Raw genomic sequence first — 22,258 nt, forward strand, 5'->3', positions numbered from 1 at the left:
CGCGACCGAACTGCCCCAACTTTCCTGACCCGTCGGGCATCCGGTCGTCACCGGTGGCCACCGGCGGAGGCCGTGGCACCACGTCCGACGGGTTACGCGACACAGAGGAGTGCGCGGTGACACCAGAGATGACAAAACACGACAATCGGCTGCGTGAATGTGGCGAAGGGGCCGGTCAGGCCCGACGCCGACGGCCCGATGAGCTCGGCAGCCTCGAAGTGTGGTCCCGGTCGGCCCCGATCAGGCTGGCGGGGTACGAAGAGGACCTGGCGGAGCCGCACATCCTCCCGGGAATCGACTGAGCGGGGCGCCGTCCTCCGCCGTCGTTCCGCTGCCGGACCGACTCGGTCCGGCAGCGGAACGACGGCGGTCAGCGCGCGGCGCCCGTACCGGCGACATACGCCAGCACCTCGTCCGCCAGCTTCCGTGAGGGCAGTTCGCCGTCGAGGAGGACGGTGTCGGGCGGCAGGGTGCCGAGGGCGGCCACGCACTCGGGGATCCGGGCCCTGCACCACAACCGGGCGTTCTCGGAGCATTCGGGATCGTCCGGCGCGACACCGCGGGCGTCGATGCGGTGGGCCAGCTCCTGGGGCGAGACCTCGAGGAAGAAGTGGTGGACGCTCGCACCGGCGTCCTGGAGACCGGCGAAGATCTCGGCCGCGTACCGCGGATCGACCAGCGTCATCGGCACGAGCACGGGGCGCCCGTACGCTTCGAGCAGGTCCACGGCCGGACCGGCCACCTGGCGGCGCCACAGCGGCAGGTCCTGGAAGTCGCCGGTCGGCACCTCGACGATGTCGCGGAGCAGACAGCCGACCCGTTCGGGGTCGAAGACCAGAGCGTCCGGCAGGCGCCGGCGCAACTCCTCGACGAGCGTCGTCTTCCCGGCTCCCCGCACCGGCCGTCGGCCGGGTCGTTCAGCGCGGGCGGCCGGCGGCCGGGGGCTCGACCTCCAAAAAGCGCCGCCGCCGCGGCCCCCGGTACAGCAGGGCCGTCCAGCCGAGACGGCCGAGTTCGGCGGCGCACCCGGTCAGCGCCTCCTGCTCCTCCTGGGCGGCGCCGCTGCCCGGCGGGCCGAGCCACTCCACCCGGACCGTCCCGGGACGCTCGCCGGGGCCGACGCGGTAGCCGGTCGCGGCGCGCGCACCGGCCTCGTCGACGGCGGAGGGGGCGATGCCCGCCGCCTCCAGGGCCAGGGCCACCGACCGCACGGCCTGGTTGACCTCCCAGGCGGCGGGGACGGCCTCGGGATCGTCGGTCTCCGTGTTCGTCAGGCGCCTGATCTGCATCAGCCCCTCGAACGCGACCCGCACCTCGGCGGCCCGCCGCCCGTCCGGCGCGGCGGGCGCGGGCCCGTCACCGGTGGCCGCGTCGAACGCTCCCGCCGCCGTCATCGTCCCCGCCCCCTCGCTGTCCAGCGTTCCGGACGGCCGATTCTGTCAGGACGGCGCCCTGCGGGCGAGAGCCGTCGGCGGCCGGAAGTCGCGTACGAGCGTACGGCCCCACCAGGCGCGCGTGGCCCGCAGTTCGCGCCAGGTGGTGAAGCGGTAGCGGTAGACACGGGCCCGGACGTAGGTGGGCGGGGCGTCGGGGAAGGGGTTGACGCGCAGCAGCCGCAGCGTCGCGGGGTCGCCCGTGAGCAGCCGCTCGACGAACGGATCGAACCAGACGCGCGCGTAGGCGGGGGAGAGCGCCGCGAACCACATCATCCAGTCGAGGCGCAGGTGGTACGGCGCGAACTGGCGCGGCAGCCTGCGCGGGTCGCCGGGCTTCCCCTTGAACTCGTACGCGCGCCACACCGTGCCCCGGTGCACCACGGGTTCGTCCGTACCCTCGACGACGATCTCCTGGCGGACGCGGCTGATGCTCCCGAACGCGCCGTACGCGTTGACCAGGTGGAGCGGGTCGTACGAGCGGTTCATCGCCTGGCGCCGCGAGAACAGGTTGCGCGCGGGCCGGTGGCTGAGGGCCAGCAGCAGCGCGGTGACGGCGACGACCAGCACCGCGTACCAGAGCGGGGGAGCGGGCAGGGCGGGCGCGGTGGTCCAGGGCGAGAAGTCGGTCACCGACAGCGCGAGGACGATCGTCAGCCAGTTCAGCCAGGCGAAATTGCCGGAGAGCACCAGCCACAGCTGGGTCAGGACCATCACGCCGGCCGCCGCGCCCGCGACCGGCTGCGGGGTGAAGAGCAGCACCGGGACGAGGAGCTGGGTCACGTGGTTGGCCGCCACCTCGACGCGGTGCAGCGGCTTCGGGAGGTGGTGGAAGAACCAGCTCAGCGGGCCCGGCATCGGCTGCGTCTCGTGGTGGAAGTCCAGGCAGGCAAGCTTCCGCCAGCACAGGTCGCCGCGGAGTTTGATCAGCCCGGCCCCGAACTCCACCCGGAACAGCACCCAGCGCAGCAGCCACAGCACCAGCACGGGCGGGGCGGTGCGCTCGTTGCCGAGGAAGACCGCCAGGAAACCGGCCTCCAGGAGCAGGGACTCCCAGCCGAAGCCGTACCAGATCTGCCCGACATTGACGATCGACAGGTACAGCGCCCACAGCGCCGCCCACATCAGCATCGCGGTCCACAGCGGCAGCCGGTCCGCCGCGCCCGCGACGAGCGCCGCCGCGAGCAGCACGCCCGCCCACGCGCACCCCGCGAAGAAGCGGTCCGAGTAGTGGAGCCGGAAGAGGGTGGGCGAGTGGCGCCACGACACGCGCCGCAGGTACTCGGGCACCGGCAGCATGCCCCGGGAGCCGATCAGCGCACGGAACTGCAGCGCCGCCGTGAGAAAGGCCACCAGGTACACGGCGGCCAGGCCCCGCTGGAAGACCAGCCGGCTCAGCCAGTAGTCGGGCTCGGTGAACCACTCCATCCCGTCCATTATCGGCGTACGGGGGCTCCCGTGGCGATCCGCCGGAGGGTCCTGCCGAGGCGGCGGGCGTACCAGAGCTGGCAGACGGGCACGACGGGTCCGGCGAGCCGGGTGTACCAGCGGGCCGGGCGGCTGAAGGCGGTGACGGTGAACCACACCGTCCCGTCGTCCGCCAGCTCCACGACGAACGACTCCTCGCCGCACTCCGGGTGCCCGCCGGTCGTGCCGTACGCGAACCCGGTCCGGTCCTTCTCGTACGCCGTCCAGACCACCACGCACGGGGCGGCCAGCCGCAGCGGCCCGACGCCGATCGCGCATGCGACGACCGCACCGGGCTCGGCCCGCGCGGCGCCGGCCCGTACCTTCACGCCCGACGCGCGGTGCAGCCGCCAGGTGGTCACCGCCCTGCCCGCCGTCTCGAAGGCGGCGCGTCCCGTGCCCACGGGCACGCGGTGGCGCAGGTGGTGGTAGCCGGCGGGCAGGGTCTCCTGCCGGGTGGCGCCGGTCTCGGGGTAGGTGAAGGTGCTCATGCGGTGTTCTCCTCGTCGAGTGGCCGGTCGAGCCGCCGCCAGGCCAGCACCGCGCACAGTGCGAAGCCCAGCGCGTTGCCCAGGCCGTGGGTGGCGGCCATCCAGGCCAGGCCGGGGTGCGGAAGGCCGGTCGCCTCGCCGAGCGCCCAGCTGAGGGCGAGCAGCATCGTCGCGACCAGGACGGCGGCCGAGACGGCGAGCAGCGTGCGGGTCGTCCGGTCCTGCCCGTCGTCGCGTACGTCCTGCCAGGTCAGCAGCGCCACCGCCCACATGCCGGCGGTGAGTACGACGGCTCCGGCGAGCTCGGCCCAGTCGTCGACGAAGTACCCGGCGAGGACCAGCAGGGTGCCGAGCGGCACGCTCAGCGCCGCGAACCGGCCGGCGGGCCGCTGTGCGGCCGCCCGGCAGACGAGCCCCGCCACCAGTGCGGCGGCGAAGCCGGCGAAGTGGAAGTGCGGGACGGTGAGCGCCAGGATGTCGAGGTCGAAGCCGAAGAGCTCGTGTCCGCCGCGCTCGGCGACCAGGGCGAGTCCGGCGACCGAGGGCGCCGCGAGCGCGGTGAGCACGGCGATCTCGGCCGGGGCGAGGGAGCGCGTGCGCAGGAGCCGGGCCGGGGCGTGCAGCGCGAGAGCGAGCGTGCCGAGGGCGTACACCGCGGCGAGGGCGGCCGCGGTCCCGCCGCGCGGCAGCCACAGGGCGGCGGCCCCGGGCGCCGCGAGCAGCGGCCACAGCCGCCGGATGCGGTGGAGCGCGGGCGAGCCGACGAGGCGCAGCCCCAGGGGGAGGACGACCAGCATGCCGAGCATCACGATCAGACCGACCAGCACGGACATCGTGGAACCCCCAGAGTTGAACATGTTCAATTCGCTTCCCCGGGTGACCGTACGGCACTTCTTGAACGCGTTCAAGTCGCTGGGGGCGCGGGGACCGGGGCAGCCGGAGCGGGCCCGGCGGGCGCTCCCCGGCCGCTCCGCGGACCGCCGTCCCGCATGCGCGCCTCCCGGGCTGCGCCTAGCGTGGGGCGCATGGACGCGGGCGCAGGGGGTGGTGAGGAGGCGGCGGGAAGATGCTGCTGCGAGGAGCGGGAATCCGGCGTGACGTGCTGCTTCGTCGAGGCGTACGGGCCCGCGCTCGGCCTGGGCGGATTCGACTGGGACCTCGACAGCGGACTCATGCGGATGGGCGGTTCCGCCCTCGGCGTGTTCGACCTGCGGCGTGACGAGTACACCGGCCGCCCGGAGGAGCTCGCGGTGCGTGTGCACCCCGCCGAGGCCGTCCGGCTGGACACCCTGGTCTCCGAGGCGCTCAAGAACGGCAGCTCCACGTACGGCGCCTACTTCCGCATCCGCCGCCGCGACGGAGTCCTGCGCTGGACCCACACCCAGGGCTGCATACACCGCGACGTCACCGGCCGGCCGCGCCGCATCACCGGCATCGTCCGCGACGCCACCCAGGAGCTCGCCGAAGCCGCCGACCGGCTCGTACAGGACGCGCATCGGCGCCGCAGGACCAGCATCGTCGAGGGCACCACGGCCGCCCTCGCCCACGCGCGCACCGTGAAGGACGTCATCGACGCGCTCAACGACTCCCAGAGCCTGGAGAGCCTGGGGGCGGCCAGCCTGGTGATGGGGCTGGTCGAGGCCGGCCGCATCCATCTCGTCGCCGACGGCCCCGAAGGCTCCTTCGTGCCCGGCACCCGCTACACCCGCATCGACGAGCAGTACCCGATGAGCGAGGTGGTCCGTACCCTCGTGCCCCGCTTCATCGAGTCGCCGGAGGAATTCGCCGCCTCCTACCCGGTCCTGTGGCCGCACATCAGCAGGCTCGGCATCACCTCGGCCGCCTACATGCCGCTGATCGCCCAGGCCCGCCCGGTCGGCGCGCTCGGCCTGCTCTACAGCGACCGGGACGGATTCACCCCCGACGAGCGCAACGTCCTGATCGCGCTGGGCAGCAGCATCGCGCAGAGCCTCCAGCGGGCCATGCTCTTCGAGCAGGACAAGGACCTGGCCGAAGGTCTCCAGCAGGCCATGCTGCCGCGCCGCATCCCCTCCGTCCCCGGCGCCCAGATCGCGGTCCGCTACCGCTCGGCCCGCCTCGGCCGCGACATCGGCGGCGACTGGTACGACGTGATCCCGCTGCCGAACGGACGCGTCGGCGCGGTCATCGGCGACGTACAGGGCCACGACACCCACGCCGCCGCCGTCATGGGGCAGCTGCGCATCGTGCTGCGCGCGTACGCCGCGGAGGGGCACACCCCCGCGACGGTGATGGCCCGCGCCTCCGTCTTCCTCGACGAGCTGGACACCGACCGCTTCGCCACCTGTACGTACGCCGAGGCCGACCTGACCACCGGAGTGATGCAGGTCGTCCGGGCCGGGCACCTCGACCCGCTGCTGCGCCACGCCGACGGCGCGTGCCGCAGGCTGCCCGTCGCCGGCGGCATGCCGCTCGGCCTCTCCGCGGAGTTCGGGCAGCTCGAATACCCGGTCACCACCGTCGAACTCGACCCGGGACAGACCCTGGTGCTGTGCACCGACGGTCTCGTGGAACTGCCGGGCACGGACCTCGACGACGGCATGCGGATGCTGTCCGCCCTGATCCGCACCGGCCCCCAGGACCTCCAGCAGCTGGCCGACACGCTGTGCGAAGTGGTCGACGAGCGGGGCGGCGAGGACGACGTGGCGCTGCTGCTCCTGCGCCGCGGGGGAGTGGACGTACCGCAGACGGGCGGACGCCTCCAGCAGCACGTCGCGCAGAACGACCCCGAGGCCCTCAGCTCGGCGCGGCACATGGTCCGCGCGGCGGTACGGGCCTGGGGCGCCCGGGAGCGCGCGGACGAGATCGAGCTGGCCGCCGACGAGCTGATGACCAACGCGCTGCTGCACACCGACGGCGGGGCCGTCGTCACCGCCCGGGTGCTGGCCGGGGCGCAGCGCAGGCTGCGGATCGAGGTGGAGGACCGCTCCAGCGCGCTGCCGCGCCGCCGGGAGGCGGGCGAGGCGGGCGTGTCGGGGCGGGGGCTGATGCTGGTCGACCGGCTGGCGGACGTGTGGGGCGTGGAGTCGCGGGGGAGCGGCAAGTGCGTCTGGTGCGAGTTCGTCGTGCCCGACCGGCTTTGAACACTCCTGACCGCACTGTTCGGCAACGGAAGCGCCACGGACGCCGGGACCCCGGTGGCCGCGTACCGCTGAACCACGCCGCCACCGCCCTTGCCGTCACGGATCCGGCGACGACCGGCGCCGTGGCGGGCAGCCGGTCCAGCAGACCGGGCGGTGGCCGCTCGGGCACGACGCGTACGCCGGTGCTCCCGCCGGGGCGGGCCTACGCGGCCGGCGCCGGCTCGCTCCCGGCGAACTCGCCGAGCCGCACGGCGCACGTCGGGCAACCGGCCGCCCGGCCTCGGAGACGGAATCCACGGGGGTTCCGCCCGCACCGGGAGGCGGGCCGGCCGGACGCGAAAGAAGGCCGGGCCCGTATGTCCAGGTCACCCCGGCTGCTCCTACACTCCGGACCATGTTGCGTGCACTGGCTGTCGACGACGAACGACCGGCGCTGGAGGAACTCCTCTACCTGCTGCGTGCCGACCCCCGCGTCCGCAGCGCCGAAGGGGCCACTGACGCCACCGAGACCCTCCGCCGGATCAACCGCGCACTCGACGCGGGACCCGACGGCGACGACGCCATCGACGTCGTCTTCCTCGACATCCACATGGCCGGACTCACCGGCCTCGACGTCGCCCGGCTCCTCGCCGGGTTCGCCCGCCCGCCGCTCATCGTCTTCGTCACCGCCCACGAGGGCTTCGCCGTCCAGGCCTTCGACCTCAAGGCCGTCGACTACGTGCTCAAGCCGGTCCGCAGGGAGCGCCTCGCCGAGGCGGTGCGCCGCGTCTGCGACCAGGTCGAAGCGGGCCGCGCGCCCATGGCGGCGCCCCCGCCCGCCGCCTTGCCGCAGACCGCCGCCGACCAGATCCCCGTCGAACTGGGCGGCGTCACCCGCTTCATCCCGATCGGCGACATCGCGTACGTCGAGGCCCAGGGCGACTACGCCCGCCTCCACACGCACGCCGGCAGCCACCTCGTCCGCATCCCGCTCTCCACCCTGGAGGAGCGCTGGGCCGCCCGCGGCTTCGTCCGGATCCACCGGCGCCACCTCGTCGCCCTGGGTCGCATCGACGAACTGCGGCTGGACGCCGGGGCGACGACCGTACGCGTCGGCGACGCCGAACTCGCGGTGAGCCGCCGCCACGCGCGCGAGCTCCGCGACCTGCTGATGCGCCGCGCGCGCGGCTGACCGCCGGCCCTGTCCGGGCCGCCGTTCACCGCCGTACGGCTGCCGCCCGCCGACCCGGACCCGCCGACGGTCCGCGTCGCCCCGCGCCTCGCCTACGCTCGGTCGGGCCACCGTCCCGAGGAGCCCGATGTCCGAACTCGACGCACTGCTGGAGGAGCTCCGCGGCCTGCCGCCGGCCCGGCCGTCCGACGCACGCGACCTCGAAGCGCTGCTGGCCGGGGTCAGGAGCGCGGCGGGCCGCTGGGCCGATGTGCTGTACGAGGTGCAGGAGTCCGCGCGGAGCATCGCCGGGCCGCGCACCGCCGCCGCCCTGGAGATCGCCTTCCGCAGGGCCGAGGAGTCGTACGTCGAGCTGGAATTCGCGCTGCGCGACTGCGCTCGCACGACCGGCCGCCCCCGGCTCGGCCGCTGACCCTACCCACCGTGATCACCGCTGCGTAGACTCGCGCCGATGTCCCCAGACCAGCCGCCGCCAGACCAACCGCCCGCGGCCCCGCCGCCAGCCCGGCCGCGGCCTCGCCGCGAAACCGTCACCGGAGTGCCCCGCGGCGCCCGCCGGCCGCCCGGACACGCCCCGGCGCGCTCCGAGATCACCGAGCAGACCTCCCTGGGAGCGACGTACGTACGCTCCCTGATGCGCAGCCAGCTGCGGACGGCACTGATCTCGCTGGGCGCGCTCACGCTCCTCGTCGGCTCGCTGCCCCTGCTCTTCGCGCTGCCGGAGGTCTTCACCGCCTCCGACCTGCCCTCGCCCGCCCCCTTCGTCTGGGCGGCGCTCGGCGTGGCGGTCTACCCGGTCATGTGGCTGATCGCCCGCTGGTACGTCCGGCGCGCGGAGCGCAACGAGCGGGCGTTCAGCAGGCTCGTCGAAGGGCGCTGAGTGAACCAGGCGTACGCGGTGGCCGCCGTCACCGCCGTCGTGCTCGCCACCGTGCTCATCGGCGCGCTCGGCCTGCGCATATCCCGCACCACCTCGGACTTCTACGTCGCGTCCCGCAGCGTCAAGCCCGGCCTGAACGCCGCCGCCATCAGCGGCGAGTACCTCTCCGCCGCCTCCTTCCTCGGCATCGCGGGCCTGGTCCTCCTCCAGGGCCCAGAAATGCTCTGGTACCCGGTCGGTTACACCGCCGGGTACCTCGTCCTCCTCGTCCTCGTCGCGGCCCCGCTGCGCCGCTCCGGGGCGTACACCCTCTCCGACTTCGCCGAGGCCCGCCTCGAATCCCCGCAGGTCCGCAAGCTCGCCAGTCTCTTCGTCGTCGGCATCGGGTGGCTCTACCTGCTGCCCCAGCTCCAGGGCGCCGGCCTGACCCTGGAGATCCTCACCGGAGCGCCCGACTGGGTCGGCGGCCTCGTCGTGGCGCTCGTGGTGACCGGGGCGGTGGCGGCGGGCGGGATGCGCAGCATCACCTTCGTGCAGGCCTTCCAGTACTGGCTCAAGCTCACCGCACTGCTGGTGCCCGCGCTCTTCCTCACCGCCGCGTGGCTGGGGGACGACGCCCCGCGCGCCCGGTTCGCGGAGCCCGCGACCTTCCGCGCGTACACGGAGGTGCGGATCGACGACACCGTACGCATCGACCTCGCCCGGCCGCTGCGCGTCACCGCCACCGGCACCGTCGACGGCCGGCGCCACGACGGCGCGTCCCTCGCCCTCGACGCGGGTGTCCACCGCATCGGCGCGGGCACGCGGCTGGGCTTTCCCGCGCACGCCCAGGTCCCGCAGAAGGCGGGCACCGAGCGGACGGGCGCGTCCAGCTGGTCCCAGCCGCCGGCCGGCAGCCGCGAGGAGCACCCGCTGTACGCGACGTACGGACTGATCCTCGCCACCTTCCTCGGCACCATGGGGCTGCCGCACGTCGCCGTGCGCTTCTACACCAGCCCCAACGGCACCGCCGCGCGCCGCACCACCCTCGTCGTCCTCGGCCTGGTCGGGGTCTTCTACCTGCTGCCCCCGGTGTACGGCGCGCTCGGCCGGATCTACGCCCCCGAACTGTCCCTCACGGGGGAGGCGGACGCCGCCGTCCTCGTCCTGCCCGACCGCATGATCGGCGGCGTCGGCGGCGACCTGCTCGGGGCGCTGCTCGCGGGCGGGGCGTTCGCGGCGTTCCTGTCCACCGCGTCGGGGTTGACCATGTCGGTCGCGGGCGTCCTGACCCAGGACGTCCTCCCGCCCCGCGGCGTACGGCACTTCCGCCTCGCCACCGTCATCGCCATGGCGGTGCCGCTCGGCCTGGGCGTCATGACGGTCGACGTGCCGGTCGCCGACGCCGTGGGCCTGGCCTTCGCCGTGTCCGCGTCCTCCTTCTGCCCGCTCCTCGTCCTCGGCATCTGGTGGCGGGGGCTCACTCCGCCGGGCGCCGTGGCCGGTCTGGTCGTCGGCGGCGGGGCCGCGCTGACCGCCGTCATGGCGACCAGGGCGGGGCTCCCGGCGGACGGCTGGCCGCACTCGCTGCTGGCCTGGCCCGCCGTCTGGTCGGTGCCGCTCGGTTTCCTGACGATGGTCCTGGTGTCGCTGGCGACCCGTGACCGCGTACCTGCTTCGACCGCCGCCACCCTGGCCAGACTTCACCTGCCGGAGGACCTGATGACGAAGGCCGACACGGGAGCGGGCGGGCGCCGATGACCGGAATCGACATCGCGTCGCTGGCCGCCGCCGGCGCCGTACTCCTCGCCGTGGGCGTCGTGCTCGGCCGGGTCACCGCCGGCCGCGGGCGCGGCGAGGACCTCGACCTCGGGACGCCCGTCGAGCGCGCCACCTTCCACACCCTGCACACCGCCTCGCTCGCCGCGCCCCCGCTGCGCGCCGGCCTCACCGAGGACACCGCCCGCAAGGCCGCCCGCCGGCTGCGTTCTTTGCTCGGCACCGAGGCGCTGTGCCTCACCGACCGCGAGTCCGTGCTCGCGTGGGACGGGCCGGGCGGCGATCACCACAGGGAGCTGGTGATGCGGCGGGTACGGGAGATGCTCGACTCCGGGCGGAGCCAGAGCCTGCGCAGCGACTGCGTCGACCTCCAGTGCCCGCTGCGGTGGGTGGTGATCGCGCCGCTGACCGGTGAGGAAGGGGTGCTGGGCGCGCTCGTCGCGTACGGGTCACGGGAGTCGGCCGTCCTGGCGAGAGCCGCCACCGAGGTGGCCCGCTGGGTGTCCGTACAGCTGGAACTGGCCGAGCTCGACCGCTCACGCACCCGGATCGTCGAGGCGGAGATCCGCGCCCTGCGCGCCCAGATATCGCCGCACTTCATCTTCAACTCGCTCGCCGCCATCGCCTCGTTCGTCCGCACCGACCCCGAGCGCGCCCGCGAACTGCTCCTGGAATTCGCGGACTTCACCCGCTACTCTTTCCGCCGGCACGGCGACTTCACCCACCTCGCCGACGAGTTGCGCTCCATCGAGCAGTACCTGGCTCTGGCCGGGGCCCGCTTCGGCGACCGCCTCAAGGTGACGCTCCAGGTGGCCCCCGAGGTGCTGCCGGTCGCGCTGCCCTTCCTCTGCCTCCAGCCGCTCGTCGAGAACGCCGTCAAGCACGGTCTGGAGGATTCCAGGGACGAGTTCAAGGTCACCATCGCCGCCCGGGACGCGGGCGCCGAGGCCGTGGTCGTCATCGAGGACAACGGCGTCGGCATGGACCCGGAGCGGCTGCGGCGGATCCTCGCGGGCGAGCAGACCACCTCGTCCGGCATCGGCCTGTCCAACGTCGACGAGAGGCTGCGCCAGGTGTACGGGGACGACCACGGCCTCGTGATCGAGACGGGTGTGGGCGCGGGCATGAAGATCACGCTGCGGTTCCCCAAGTACCGCGCGGGGGTGCATCCGGCCGGGCCCGGTCATGAGCGTGATCAGAAGAGGTGGATGGCGAGATGACCGAGCGGCAGCCCCAGCTGCCAGGCCGGGGTCCACACCTGCTCGCTCTCGTCCACGCCGGGATCCGCCGCCCAGTGCGGGGGGAGCGCGCCGCCGAGGTCGGCGGCGAGGAGCTCCGTCCCGCTGAGCCAGCGCCATGACGCCAGGGCCAGCTCCAGATCGGGGCTGACCACCGTCACCTCCCCGCGGCGGGCCCCGGCGGTGCGGTCGGCGAACCGCTCCCGCACCCATGACTCCCAGGGATGGCCGTACGCGGTGAGCGAGAGCCACTCGTCGAGGCCGGAGACGACGCGGATGCCCGACAGCTCGTCCGAGCTGTCGGAGAGGTAGACGGTGAGCGCCAGGGTCTCCCGGCCGGCCCTGAACTCCAGCGTGCCGGACGGGACCAGATGGCCCGCCCGCAGCAGCTCGTCGGCGATGTACTCGGCGTACAGCCAGGCCATCGGTACCGCGATCTTCTCTCCGCTGGTGCCATTCGTACTCTCGGGCAGCACAGCACTCCACCTTCTCCCGCACTGATCTGTTCTGTGTTTCCTGGGGGCACCGCCGAGCTTTCACTCTCGAAGACGCACAGCGGGCCGTCTTTACTCAACTTGGCGCTGTCGTTTCGAAATCGCCCTGCTCTGCACGGGTGCGGGAGGGGAAGGACGCGTCCAGCGGTACGGGCGGGACGAGGGTGCCTCAGGCGGCGTCGCGACCGTATCCGGGAAGCACCTTACGCAGGGCGCGCAGAGCGTAGTACGTACGGGACTTGACCGTGCCCGCCGGTATGCCGAGAGCTTCGGACGCCTCCGCCACGGACCGGCCGCGGAAGTAGACCTGCGTCAGCACCTCGCGGTGCTCGCACCGCAGCGCCTTGACGGCCTCGCGCACATCGAGAGCCGTCACCGAGCGCTCCACGTGGTCGTCGGGGAGCGCGGACTGTTCGAGTACGTCGCACCCGACCTCGTGCGGCCTCGCCCGCCTCGCCCGCCCGGCGTCGATCGCGAGCCTGCGGCCCACCGTGAAGAGCCAGGGGCGCATCGAGCCGTGGCCGCTCGACAGCGCCTCCGGATGCTGCCAGGCCCGTACCAGGGTTTCCTGGAGGAGGTCCTCGGCGCGCTGGCGGTCCCCGTACGTGAGGCCCAGCAGAAAGCCGAACAGCGCCCTTCCGTGTTCGCGCTGGAGGTCGGCGATGGCTCGTTCGTGGAGGTGCTGTTCGAGGGAGGAAGGCACCGTTGACGTCCCTTCGGGAGACCGGGTGGCCGTTGGCCGGACGGCGGCGAAGATATCCGCCGCCCGGCGGATGCGCGGCGGTGCGGGGAGCGGCGGCCGAACGGGCGGCAGGGGCCGTGCGGTGAGCGGTCGAACGGTGCGACGAATGGCACGACGAACGGTCGCAATCGTGCGTCTGTTCCGGTGACGGCGACGGCCGTGTCGCTTGACATGCCGGGGAACGGTCTAGGGATCCACTTGTCACATAGTCGTACAAAATGGAAGTCGGTCCGATGGCGAAGCGAAAGCTGCGGGGGGCGGCGGCCACGGCCGCGCTGCTGATCCTGGGCGTCACCGCGTACACCGGATGCACCGGCCCGCCGACGGCGCGCGTGTCCGCCCCGGAGCGGGAGGCGGCGGGCGGAGCGGGCCGTGGGCAGCGCGGCTTCACCCTCGTCGCGTCGGGCGACGTCCTCCCGCACGCGTCGATCATCCGGCAGGCCCGGGCCGACGCGGGCGGCGACGGCTACGACTTCGCGCCGATGTTCACCGGCGTGAAGTCGGTCGTCTCCGAGGCCGACCTGGCGATCTGCCACATGGAGACGGTGTACGGACCCGAGGGCGGCCCGTACACCGGCTACCCGAACTTCCAGTCGCCGCCCGAGGTGGCCGAGGGGCTGCGCGCCACCGGTTACGACTCCTGCTCCACCGCCTCCAACCACACCCTGGACGCCGGCGCCGAGGGCGTCGACAGGACCCTCGGCGCGCTCGACAGGGCCGGCATCAAGCACACGGGCTCGGCGCGGACGGCGGCCGAGGCCCGGAAGCCCGCCTGGCTGAAGGGCGGCACCGCCAAGGTCGCCCAGCTCGCCTACACCTACGGCACGAACGGCTATCCGCTGCCCGAGGGGCGGCCGTGGGCGGTGAACCTGATCGACCGGGAGAAGATCGTCGCCGACGCGCGGGCGGCCAGGGAGGCGGGCGCCGATGTGGTCGTCGTCTCGCTGCACTGGGGCACGGAGTGGCAGGACGACCCCGACGAGCAGCAGCTGGAGCTCGGCAGGGCGCTCACCGCGTCGAAGACCGGCGAGCGCCCCGACATCGACCTGGTCCTCGGCACGCACGCGCACGTCCCGCAGGCGTACGAGAAGGTCAACGGCACCTGGATCGTCTACGGCATGGGCGACCAGATCGCCGGGGCGATGGTCGACCACTCGGGCGCGTACGACCCGCGCGGCAACCAGGGCACCATCGGCCGCTTCACCTTCGCCCCGCCCGCGCGGCCGGGACAGCGCTGGGAAGTGCGCAGGGCGGAGTTCGTTCCGCAGTGGTTCGACACGCAGGAGGGGCGGGCGGTGAACCTCAACGCGGCGATCGCGGGCGGCGCGGACCACACGGACGTACGCGACCGGATCCGCCGGATCGTCCTCGGCCGGGACGCGGCCCAGGACGGCCTGACCATGGGGGAGTGACCGGAGCCGCTGCCCCCGGGCGCCACGGTCCGCCGCCGCTCCCCGCCGTTACCTCTCGTCGCGCGTCCCTACCGCGGGCGGCGTCTTCGCCAGCGCCGACTTCCGGTACGAGTAGGCGAAGTAGACGACCAGGCCGAGCGCGAACCACGCGGCGAAGCGGAGCCAGGTCTGCCACGCCAGGAACGTGATCAGCCAGATCGAGAACACCACCCCGACCGCCGGCACGAACGGCATCCCGGGGGTGCGGAAGCTGCGCGGCAGGTCCGGCTGCCGGTAGCGCAGCACGATCACCGCGGTGCACACCACGGCGAACGCCAGCAGGATGCCGATGTTGGTCAGTTCGGCCGCCTCGCCGATCGGCAGGAACCCGGCGATCAGGGCCGAGGCGACCCCCACGATCCAGGTCGCCCGGACCGGCACGTGCCGCTTCGGGTGCGTCTTGGCGAACCAGTGGGGCAGCAGCCCGTCGCGGCTCATCGAGAACTACACCCGCGTCACACCCAGCATGAAGGTGAACATCACCGTGAGGATGCCGATGATGGCGCCCACCGCGATCACGTCCGCGAGCGCGCCGAGCCCCACCGACTGGAACGCCGTCGAGAAGCCGCTCTCCGGGTCGACCTCCGTGTAGTTCTGCATGCCGGTGAGCACCAGGGTGGCCAGTACGTACAGCACCATCGAGATCGCGAGCGAGTACAGGATCGCCTTCGGCATGTGGCGCTGCGCGTCCTTGGACTCCTCGGCCGCCGTCGACATGGCGTCGTACCCGAAGACCGCGAAGAACACCGTCGCCGCACCGGTGAAGGCCCCGCCGACCCCGAACGGGAAGAAGGGGCTGTAGTTGCCGGTGTTGACGTGGAAGAAACCGACGACGATCACGAGCAGCACGACCAGGACCTTCAGCACCACCACGACCGTCTCGAAGCGCGCGGCGCTCTTGATGCCCAGCGTCAGCAGGTACGCGATGAACAGGCACAGCACCGCCGCGAACAGGTCGACCTTGTGGCCTTCGCCGGTGCCGGGCGCGCCCAGCATCCAGACGGGCAGCTCGGCGCCCATGTCCTCGACCAGGAAGTTGAAGTAGCCGGAGATGCCGATCGCGACCACCGCCACGATCGCGGTGTACTCCAGCAACAGGTCCCAGCCGATGAACCAGCCCGCGAGCTCACCGAGGACCGCGTAGCCGTAGGTGTACGCCGAGCCGGCCTTCGGGATCATTCCCGCGAACTCGGCGTAGGAGAAGGCCGCAGCCGCGCTCGCCACGCCCGCGATCAGGAAGGAGACCAGCACCGCCGGGCCGGCCGTGCCGTTCGCGACCGTACCGGCGAGGGTGAAGATGCCCGCGCCGATGATGCCGCCGACGCCGATCGCGGTGAGCTGCCAGAGGCCCAGGGTCCGGGTGAGCTGCTCGCTCGCGTCGCCCTCTTCGATCTGTTCGATGGGCTTGCGGCGCAGCACGCCTCTTCCCATCCGGAGTTCTGCCATGACTGATACCTCTGCGGACGGCTGTCAGCTGATGGCGGCTCATGATGGCCCAAGTGCGACTGGGACGAAAGGCGACGTACGCCAATTGGCCGCCGGAAGTGGGGCGGCCCGTGCCGTCCGCCGTTCCGCAGGGTGGTGAAAACGTAGTTGATCATGGGCTGGATTCGTGCTTAGATAGCGGAAACGAAGGCGGGGGCGCCGGTGTACGCGGGGGGCTGGACTTTTGGGTGCGAAGAAATATTTCATAGGTAAGCCGCGCTACGTGGGTCCGGCCGCGCTTGCCTGTTTCATTACCTTGTCGACGGTCGGCTGCTCATCGGCCGGACCAGGTTCCGGAACGCAGCGCGAAGACCGTGCTCCCGCCCTGGTGAAGAGCGAAGATCTGCATCTCCCCGTAGAGGATTACCTGTTCTCGAACGCGGAGCAGGTCCGGCTGGACGAAGCCCGGTTCAAGCTCATGGGAAAGTGCCTGCGACGGTTGGGGCTGAACCACGGCATCGAATCGCCTGGATCTCCGCCCGGTCCTCGCAGTCTCATGGAGCGCCGTTACGGGATAACGAACGAGAAAGACGCGAAGGCCGTCGGATACCGGCTCGCCGAAACTCCGCGCCCGCGCTCTCTCGATTCCCAGACGAAGTCACTGACCGCCCCGCAGAAGAAAGAGCTCATGAAGGCTCTGCAAGGGGAAATCGGGTCCGAGGCCGGTGGCGGGAACGGAATTCGGGTGAACGGCCTGCCGGTTCCGGAAGGCGGTTGCGCCGGGGAAGCGGCGGAAAAGATATCCGGGGGGTCCGGGCGACTCGGCCCGGGCAAGGCGGCCCGGAGCGCCAATCTCGAAAGCTGGGCAGCCTCCAAGGCCGACCAGCGTGTCGCGCGGGCGCTCGGAGCCTGGTCCACGTGCATGAAGGAAAAGGGATACTCGTATCCCGATCCGCTGATCGCGATGAGCGACCCCGGATTCCAAGAGGGGCCGCCCACCTCGAAAGAGCGCAGGACGGCACTGGCTGATATTGAGTGCAAGCGGAAAACGAATCTCGTCGGCGTGTGGTTCGACGTGGAATCTGCTCTGCAGAAAGACATGATCGCACGGGAGAAGTCGGATTTCTCGGCGGCGCTCAAGTTGAAAAACAGCCAACTCAAGAGGGCGGCCTCCGTTCTCGAAATCCGTTGACGCACAGTCCGGACTGAATTAACTTTTTCCACGTCATAGTTCCGAAGACAATGGAGTAATTTCAATGAAGCGTATTGTTTCCGCAGCCGCCGCAGCACTCGGAGCCGCACTGCTCGTCCCGCTGATGGCCACCTCGGCCCAGGCGGCCAGCTGCGCGAGTGGCACGTTCTGCCTCTACTACAATTCCAACCTGGGCGGGTCGCACGTCGCACTGAACCGTAATGTCCCTGACCTCGCCGGATACAAGTTCACGACTTCCGGGGCAGGGCAGGGGCAGTACGTGAAGAACAATGCCGCCTCGGCGCAGAACATGTCGCAGTGCAAGGCGACGGTGTTCTTCTATTCCAATTACGGTGGCCCCTCGGACGGGTTCAACTACCGCGATTCCGGAAATCTGGTCAACACGTACAACGAGAACGCCTCCGTCTATTTCGCCACCTCGTGCGGCTGAGGCCGGGCGCCTGACCTTCGCACGTCGCTCGCGCGGGGTTGAACGGCGTTGACTTCCGTACCTCTCGCAGGCTTCGGGCCCGCCACCCATCCGGGTGGCGGGCCCGAACCGCTTCGGCTCCCGCTCGTCCCATCGGGTGCTTCGGCTCCCGCCCTCGGTGTGGGGCGGGCTCCGGCGGTTGCGGCCATGCGAGCTGTTAGTCATGAAAAAGGATGAGATGAAATTCGGGCGGAGGGCGATGCTGCGCCTGACCGCCTGTCTCGGGGTCGCCACCGCCGTGCGGTTCCTCGGCCCGGACCCGGTCCAGGCCCCGGGGCGCTACCCGTCGGGGTCGCCGCCGACGGCAGCGGGGCCGCGGGCCACCGCGCCGGTCAGGGCCTCGGCGTACCGGCTGCGGCCCATGACGGCGTACGCACCGCCCAGCTCCGCGCTCGCGCGCCCGCCGGTGCGCCGGCGGCCCTTCCTGCGGATGGCGGGGACCGGCCGCGGCATGGTGCTGACCTTCGACGACGGGCCGGACCCGCGCTACACCCCGGCCATCCTGCGCACGCTGCGGCGCTACGACGTACGCGCGATGTTCTTCGTGTGCGGGGAGATGGCCGTCGAGAACCGGGACCTGCTGCGGGAGATGGCCGACGACGGGCACGTCGTCGGCAACCACTCCTGGTCCCACCCGCTGATCCCACGGCTGTCACCGGGCGGCATCCGCTCCGAGCTGGGGCGTACGAGCGAGATCGTCGAGCGGACCGTCGGGGACGCGCCCGACTGGTACCGCGCGCCGTACGGAGCCTGGAACCGCCGCTCCTTCGAGATCGGCGCGGAACTGGGCATGGAGCCGCTGGGCTGGACCGTCGACACCCTGGACTGGCGCGAGCCGGGCACCAGGGCCATCGTCCGCCGGGTGCGCGAGGGCGCGGGCCCCGGCGTGGTGGTGCTCTCGCACGACGCGGGGGGCAACCGGCAGCAGAGCGTGGCGGCGCTGCGGACGTACCTGCCGCAACTGCTCGACGAGGGCTACCGCATCACGGTGCCCGGCACCGCGCCCCGGGCGTGAACGCCTTCCGGGCGCCCTCCTGACCGCTGTCCCCGGTTCTCCGGTTCTCCGGTTCTCCGGATGCCCGCCCCGGTCGCCGCCCGTCAGCGGGTGGCGACCAGGTGGGCGAAGGCGACGACGTTGCCGGTGTAGCCGTCCGTCTTCGAGTAGCCGCCGCCGCAGGTGATCACGCGCAGCTCCGGCCGGCCCGTGTCGCCGTACACCCGGGGGCCGGGGAAGTTCTCCTTGGAGAAGACCTCCACGCCGTAGACCTTGAAGATCGCGACGCGGCCGTCGTAGCGGGTCACCTCGATGCGGTGGCCCTTCTTGAGCGAGCCCAGGTTGAAGAAGACGGCGGGCCCGGCGGCGTTGTCGACATGCCCGACGATCACCGAGGTGCCCCGCTGACCGGGGGAGACACCGTTCTGGTACCAGCCCGCCAGGTTGGCGTCCTCCGGCGGCGGCGCGTCGATCCAGCCCTCCGGGTCGAGCCCCACGTCCACGATGGGCGCGTCGACGCGGATGTCGGGGAGGCGGATCCGGGAGGCCGGGGCGTACGGCAGGGGCTGGACGGAGGGAGTGAGGGCCGGGGCTTCGGGAGTGTCGGGGCGGGGGGAGTCCAGGGCGGCGGCCGAGGCGGGCTGCGGGGGGCCGAGCGAGACGTCGACGCCGTTTCGCATCAGCGCGAGACCGGTGAGCATGACGAGGGCCAGGACCCCCCACGGTGAGCGTTTCCTCGGCTCCGAGCCGTTGTACTCCTGGCCCATGGTGCTCCCTTCGACGCGTCTGTACGGACGCTAAGTGCGGGGGGTGGGGGCGGCGAGACGTGAGGGGCGAACGGGTGGCGCGGCAGCCCCGGGTGGTCCATCCGTGGCCCATTCGGGTAACTCGTCGTACAAGATATCTGACGGTGTGTGACCTGCAGCTCCGTCAGTTCCGGACGCGTCGTACCGGCGTGTCGCCTCACCGGGGTGGACCAGTCCCGAAATGCGGGATCGGTGGACCGAGGTGAGTGTTCGTCATGGGAGGCGTTCTCGTCGACCTTCCCGGGGCACCGCTCCGGGGCGCCGCCCATGGAGGTTCTACGATGCGTGTTCCACGCGCCTGCCTGGTGACCGTCACGGCCTGCGCGGCGGTCGGACTCGTCGCCCCCACCGCTGCCGCCACCAACGGCCCGCGCAACGTCAACGTCAATCCGTACTCGGTCCACCAGGGCGCCGTGATGACGATCAGCGCCTCAGGGTGCGGTCACGGCGGCACCGTCACGTCCAACGCCTTCAAGAAGCCCGCTCGCCTCTCGGCCAGCGACACCACGTCGTACGCCACCGCCAAGATCAAGCACAACGCCACTCCGGGCCACTACAACCTGGCCGTCAAGTGCAACGACAACCCGATGGTGGCGACCCACCAGTTCACCGTCCTCGCGGGCCGCGGCGCGCACGGCGGTATCGGCGGATCTCTCGGTCCCTCCGACACGGAGATGAAGGTCGGGGCCGGTCTTGTCGCCACGGCTGCCGTCGGCGGCGGCCTCTTCATCGTGCGCAGGCGTCGCCTCAACCACGCCGGGGTCTGAGCGCCGCCCGGCTGCCGGTGGGCCCGTAAGTCCGTAAGTCCGTATCCGTGTGAACGGCCGTCGCCCCGCGTCCTCGTCAGGACGCGGGGCGACGGGCGCGTGGGGCGGCCGGCTGCCGCACGGCCGGTCAGTGCTGTCGGTTACCGGTGCTGCTGCGGCGGCGGCGCAGCACGAAGACCGCACCTCCCACGGCCGCGACGACCAGCGTCGCGCCCGCGGCGATCTCCCCCGCGTTCATTCCGCCGATGCTGCCGCCCACGCCGCCCCTGGCCGGGCCGGCCGGCGTGGTGGTCATACCGGTGGGCATGGTGGTGGCCGTGGCGGTGGGCATGCTGGTGGGGCTGGCCGTCGGGCTGGAGCCGCCGGTGATGGTGAGGTCCGACGTGTCCGTCTCACCGTTGCAGGCGTACGTCACGAGGTAGACGGCACCGCGTCTGGCGTCCCAGTCGACCGTGGCTGTCGCCGTTCCTCCCATGGGGATCCTGGTGGGGTCGAACACCGCGGAAGACGCGATCGCGTCACCGTTGCAGCCCGTGACGGCCAGAGTGATCTGACCGCCCGGGGCGATGGTGGAAGGTGTGGCGGTGCCGGACACCACAGGCGCCTTGCCGTCCACGGCCGTGGCGGCCGGGGTGGTGAACGAGAGAGCGGCGAGGCCGAGCGCGGCGGCCGATGTGAGACGTATCGCGCGCATGGACAATCCTCCGGGTCCTCGAGGGGCAGCGGCGGAATCTTTATCCACACATGGCAGGAAATGCTCCTCGATACCCCACACGCTAGGAGCGACGGTGGCGGCGCGCGATCACAGTCGCGCAAATGGGGCATCGGGGCGGGCCGGCCGGCGTAGCGCCGGGATCCGTGACACTGGGGCGGTGCCCCGTTCCGGCGAAGATCCGGCCCTGCGGCCGCCGCCCCGGCAGCCCCTGACGTTCAAGGGCCACCTGGCCACGGCCGCCCTCCGCCAGGACCGTGCCGAGATCCGGCGCAGCCGCCTGGGCAAGCTCGGCGGGAACAGGGACGCCACGGTGGCGCTCGCCGACGTGGTGGGGATCCTCAGCAGGGAACCGACGCCCCTCGTGAACGGCCACGTCTTCCTCGCGACGGACGCCGGCCCGGCCCGGCTGAGGGGCTTCGCCGCCCGGCCGGCCGGACAGGTCGCGGGAAACCCGCCCACGGTCATGTTCGGCTGGGGTCAGGGAAAGTCCTTCGCCGCTTCCCTGGAATCCGCCGACGCGACGTGGCGGGCGAACCGAGGAGACCGAGGACACCGAGGGCATCGAGGGCATCGAGGACACGGACGCCGTCCGGTGGCGGGATCACCCGGACGCGTCCGGGAACAGGTCGAGGAGCGGTGAGGCGGTGGCCGAGAGGCCGCGGCCGAAGGGGGCGTCGAAGTCCCAGATGAGGAAGAGCAGGAAGGCGATCAGGGCGCTGTAGAGGCCGGCCAGGAGGAGTTCGCGCGGGGTGCGGCGGATCTGGAGGGTGAAGATCAGACCGACCGCCACCAGGGCTCCGATGATCAGGCCGAACCAGACCACGCCGGGCATGGTGGCCTCCGCGCCCTGCCCCCGGGCGCTCCTGGCGTCGTCGACCGCGGCCACCTGGTCGACCAGGGGCTGGTAGGCCTGACCCTCGTGGTCGGTCTTCGGTACGTAGTCGGTGACGTCACGGCGCACGTGGTCGAGGAGTTCGGTGCCGCGCTCCGTGAGGCTGCCGTGGTCGGCCATGTGGCGCCATTCGGTGTTGACGACGTGCGTGACGTACGCCTCGACGTCGTCGCGGATGCGGTCGCGGACCTCGGCGGGGTAGACCTCCGAGCGGGCGCTGATCTCGTGCAGGGCCTGGGCCTCCTGGCGTACCGACTCCTGGGCGGCGCCGCGGCCCTCCCAGACGCCGGCGATGGCGAGGCCCAGGACGATCGCGTAGACCACGCCGATCATCATCGTCATGTATTCGATGACGTCGGGCGTCTCGGACGGGTCGTCGTCATCGCCGACGCGGCGGTGGTTGATGACCGTGATGGTGAGGACGACCGCGCAGGCGGCCGCCATCGCGATGCTCAGAACGAGCCATTCCGACATGGGGTTCTCCGTCGGCTAGCGGGATCGGGGACGCAGCACGGCGGCGGCGAATACCGCGGGGGCCGTGACCAGGAGGGTGAGGGAGACCAGGGACGGGCCGGACGCGGGCTCCTTGCGGGTGGTTTTCCGGTACACGGGAACAGCGACCGGGGTGGTGGCGGCCGGTTTCGGCCGGGCGGACGGAGTGGGCGTCGGGGTGGGGGCGGGGGTGGGCGCGAGGGCGGGTGCGGCGGAGGGCTTGGGGACGGGCGGTGGT

The 22,258-nt window shown here is 72.1% G+C and carries 23 protein-coding genes and 2 pseudogenes; 13 read left to right on the forward strand and 12 right to left on the reverse strand.

Translation table 11 applies throughout. The features are described 5' to 3' along the window. The first annotated feature begins 116 nt into the window (after positions 1–116). A complete protein-coding gene (locus ABD374_RS04255; protein ID WP_344490835.1) occupies positions 117–302 on the forward strand; it encodes a hypothetical protein in 186 nt (61 codons plus the stop codon). 68 nt (positions 303–370) lie between these two features. Here the strand turns inward: ABD374_RS04255 and ABD374_RS04260 are convergent, their stop codons facing one another. Genes ABD374_RS04260 through ABD374_RS04280 form a run of 5 tightly spaced genes read right to left on the reverse strand, consistent with a single transcriptional unit; the run spans position 371 to position 4,224 of the window. Continuing rightward, a complete protein-coding gene (locus tag ABD374_RS04260; RefSeq protein ID WP_344490838.1) occupies positions 371–898 on the reverse strand; it encodes an AAA family ATPase in 528 nt (175 codons plus the stop codon). 19 nt (positions 899–917) lie between these two features. Next, entirely contained in the window at positions 918–1,394 is a 477-nt protein-coding gene (locus ABD374_RS04265; RefSeq protein ID WP_344490841.1) for a hypothetical protein, read from the reverse strand. A 45-nt stretch (positions 1,395–1,439) separates the two neighbouring features. Beyond that, complete coding sequence (locus ABD374_RS04270; protein WP_344490844.1) at positions 1,440–2,861, reverse strand: lipase maturation factor family protein; 1,422 nt, start codon at positions 2,859–2,861, stop codon at positions 1,440–1,442. 8 nt (positions 2,862–2,869) lie between these two features. Continuing rightward, complete coding sequence (locus tag ABD374_RS04275; protein ID WP_344490847.1) at positions 2,870–3,391, reverse strand: DUF1990 domain-containing protein; 522 nt, start codon at positions 3,389–3,391, stop codon at positions 2,870–2,872. Continuing rightward, positions 3,388–4,224, reverse strand: coding sequence for a YndJ family protein (locus ABD374_RS04280; RefSeq protein ID WP_344490899.1), 837 nt, complete (start codon positions 4,222–4,224; stop codon positions 3,388–3,390). The genes ABD374_RS04275 and ABD374_RS04280 overlap by 4 nt, the downstream gene beginning before the upstream one ends. A 339-nt stretch (positions 4,225–4,563) precedes the next feature. Between ABD374_RS04280 and ABD374_RS04285 the strand changes: the two genes are divergently transcribed. The 6 genes from ABD374_RS04285 (at position 4,564) to ABD374_RS04310 (ending at position 11,542) form a co-directional block, all read left to right on the forward strand. Then, positions 4,564–6,513 (forward strand): SpoIIE family protein phosphatase, encoded by a 1,950-nt coding sequence (locus ABD374_RS04285; RefSeq protein WP_344490902.1) that lies wholly within the window; start codon positions 4,564–4,566, stop codon positions 6,511–6,513. Positions 6,514–6,907: 394 nt separating this feature from the next. After that, complete coding sequence (locus ABD374_RS04290; RefSeq protein WP_344490850.1) at positions 6,908–7,684, forward strand: LytR/AlgR family response regulator transcription factor; 777 nt, start codon at positions 6,908–6,910, stop codon at positions 7,682–7,684. A gap of 127 nt (positions 7,685–7,811) precedes the next feature. Continuing rightward, complete coding sequence (locus ABD374_RS04295) at positions 7,812–8,096, forward strand: hypothetical protein (RefSeq protein WP_344490852.1); 285 nt, start codon at positions 7,812–7,814, stop codon at positions 8,094–8,096. 126 nt (positions 8,097–8,222) lie between these two features. Beyond that, a complete protein-coding gene (locus ABD374_RS04300) occupies positions 8,223–8,564 on the forward strand; it encodes a hypothetical protein (protein ID WP_344490854.1) in 342 nt (113 codons plus the stop codon). After that, on the forward strand, positions 8,565–10,304 hold the full coding sequence (locus ABD374_RS04305) for a sodium/solute symporter (RefSeq protein ID WP_344490857.1): 1,740 nt from the start codon (positions 8,565–8,567) through the stop codon (positions 10,302–10,304). Continuing rightward, positions 10,301–11,542 (forward strand): sensor histidine kinase, encoded by a 1,242-nt coding sequence (locus ABD374_RS04310; protein WP_344490860.1) that lies wholly within the window; start codon positions 10,301–10,303, stop codon positions 11,540–11,542. The genes ABD374_RS04305 and ABD374_RS04310 overlap by 4 nt, the downstream gene beginning before the upstream one ends. Here ABD374_RS04310 and ABD374_RS04315 read toward each other — a convergent pair. Both ABD374_RS04315 and ABD374_RS04320 read right to left on the reverse strand, forming a co-directional pair. Next, positions 11,518–11,985, reverse strand: coding sequence for a hypothetical protein (locus ABD374_RS04315; protein ID WP_344490904.1), 468 nt, complete (start codon positions 11,983–11,985; stop codon positions 11,518–11,520). The two genes, ABD374_RS04310 and ABD374_RS04315, sit on opposite strands and share 25 nt — an antisense overlap. A gap of 238 nt (positions 11,986–12,223) precedes the next feature. Further along, a complete protein-coding gene (locus ABD374_RS04320; protein ID WP_344490863.1) occupies positions 12,224–12,757 on the reverse strand; it encodes a sigma-70 family RNA polymerase sigma factor in 534 nt (177 codons plus the stop codon). Positions 12,758–13,029: 272 nt separating this feature from the next. Between ABD374_RS04320 and ABD374_RS04325 the strand changes: the two genes are divergently transcribed. Continuing rightward, positions 13,030–14,208 (forward strand): CapA family protein, encoded by a 1,179-nt coding sequence (locus ABD374_RS04325; protein WP_344490866.1) that lies wholly within the window; start codon positions 13,030–13,032, stop codon positions 14,206–14,208. 48 nt (positions 14,209–14,256) lie between these two features. Here ABD374_RS04325 and ABD374_RS04330 read toward each other — a convergent pair. Next, positions 14,257–15,693: pseudogene (locus tag ABD374_RS04330) on the reverse strand (amino acid permease). Positions 15,694–15,916: 223 nt separating this feature from the next. Here ABD374_RS04330 and ABD374_RS04335 point away from each other — a divergent pair. The 3 genes from ABD374_RS04335 (at position 15,917) to ABD374_RS04345 (ending at position 18,369) form a co-directional block, all read left to right on the forward strand. Continuing rightward, positions 15,917–16,864 (forward strand): hypothetical protein, encoded by a 948-nt coding sequence (locus ABD374_RS04335; protein ID WP_344490870.1) that lies wholly within the window; start codon positions 15,917–15,919, stop codon positions 16,862–16,864. A gap of 64 nt (positions 16,865–16,928) precedes the next feature. Further along, positions 16,929–17,315, forward strand: a complete 387-nt coding sequence (locus tag ABD374_RS04340) for a peptidase inhibitor family I36 protein (protein ID WP_344490873.1) — start codon at positions 16,929–16,931, stop codon at positions 17,313–17,315. A 202-nt stretch (positions 17,316–17,517) separates the two neighbouring features. Then, a complete protein-coding gene (locus ABD374_RS04345) occupies positions 17,518–18,369 on the forward strand; it encodes a polysaccharide deacetylase family protein (protein WP_425577127.1) in 852 nt (283 codons plus the stop codon). Positions 18,370–18,452: 83 nt separating this feature from the next. On the opposite strand, the gene ABD374_RS04350 is transcribed toward ABD374_RS04345, so the two are convergent. Next, positions 18,453–19,115 (reverse strand): class F sortase, encoded by a 663-nt coding sequence (locus tag ABD374_RS04350; RefSeq protein WP_344490880.1) that lies wholly within the window; start codon positions 19,113–19,115, stop codon positions 18,453–18,455. Positions 19,116–19,435: 320 nt separating this feature from the next. Here ABD374_RS04350 and ABD374_RS04355 point away from each other — a divergent pair, with 320 nt between their 5' ends. Then, positions 19,436–19,921, forward strand: a complete 486-nt coding sequence (locus ABD374_RS04355; protein WP_344490883.1) for a hypothetical protein — start codon at positions 19,436–19,438, stop codon at positions 19,919–19,921. Between the two features lie 127 nt (positions 19,922–20,048). Here ABD374_RS04355 and ABD374_RS04360 read toward each other — a convergent pair whose 3' ends face one another. Further along, the gene (locus ABD374_RS04360) at positions 20,049–20,615 is read right to left on the reverse strand and encodes a hypothetical protein (protein WP_344490887.1); all 567 of its coding nucleotides are present in this window, start codon (positions 20,613–20,615) and stop codon (positions 20,049–20,051) included. A 178-nt stretch (positions 20,616–20,793) separates the two neighbouring features. Here ABD374_RS04360 and ABD374_RS04365 point away from each other — a divergent pair, with 178 nt between their 5' ends. Continuing rightward, positions 20,794–21,276: a hypothetical protein gene (locus tag ABD374_RS04365; RefSeq protein WP_344490890.1), complete on the forward strand. Its 483-nt coding sequence runs from the start codon at positions 20,794–20,796 to the stop codon at positions 21,274–21,276. Here ABD374_RS04365 and ABD374_RS04370 read toward each other — a convergent pair. Together ABD374_RS04370 and ABD374_RS04375 are read right to left on the reverse strand one after the other, a co-directional pair. Beyond that, on the reverse strand, positions 21,238–22,002 hold the full coding sequence (locus ABD374_RS04370) for a bestrophin-like domain (RefSeq protein ID WP_344490893.1): 765 nt from the start codon (positions 22,000–22,002) through the stop codon (positions 21,238–21,240). The two genes, ABD374_RS04365 and ABD374_RS04370, sit on opposite strands and share 39 nt — an antisense overlap. Positions 22,003–22,017: 15 nt before the next feature. Further along, positions 22,018–22,258, reverse strand: a pseudogene (locus ABD374_RS04375) (hypothetical protein); the annotation flags it as partial.

Source organism: Streptomyces enissocaesilis (assembly GCF_039533765.1).
Taxonomy (GTDB): domain Bacteria; phylum Actinomycetota; class Actinomycetes; order Streptomycetales; family Streptomycetaceae; genus Streptomyces; species Streptomyces enissocaesilis.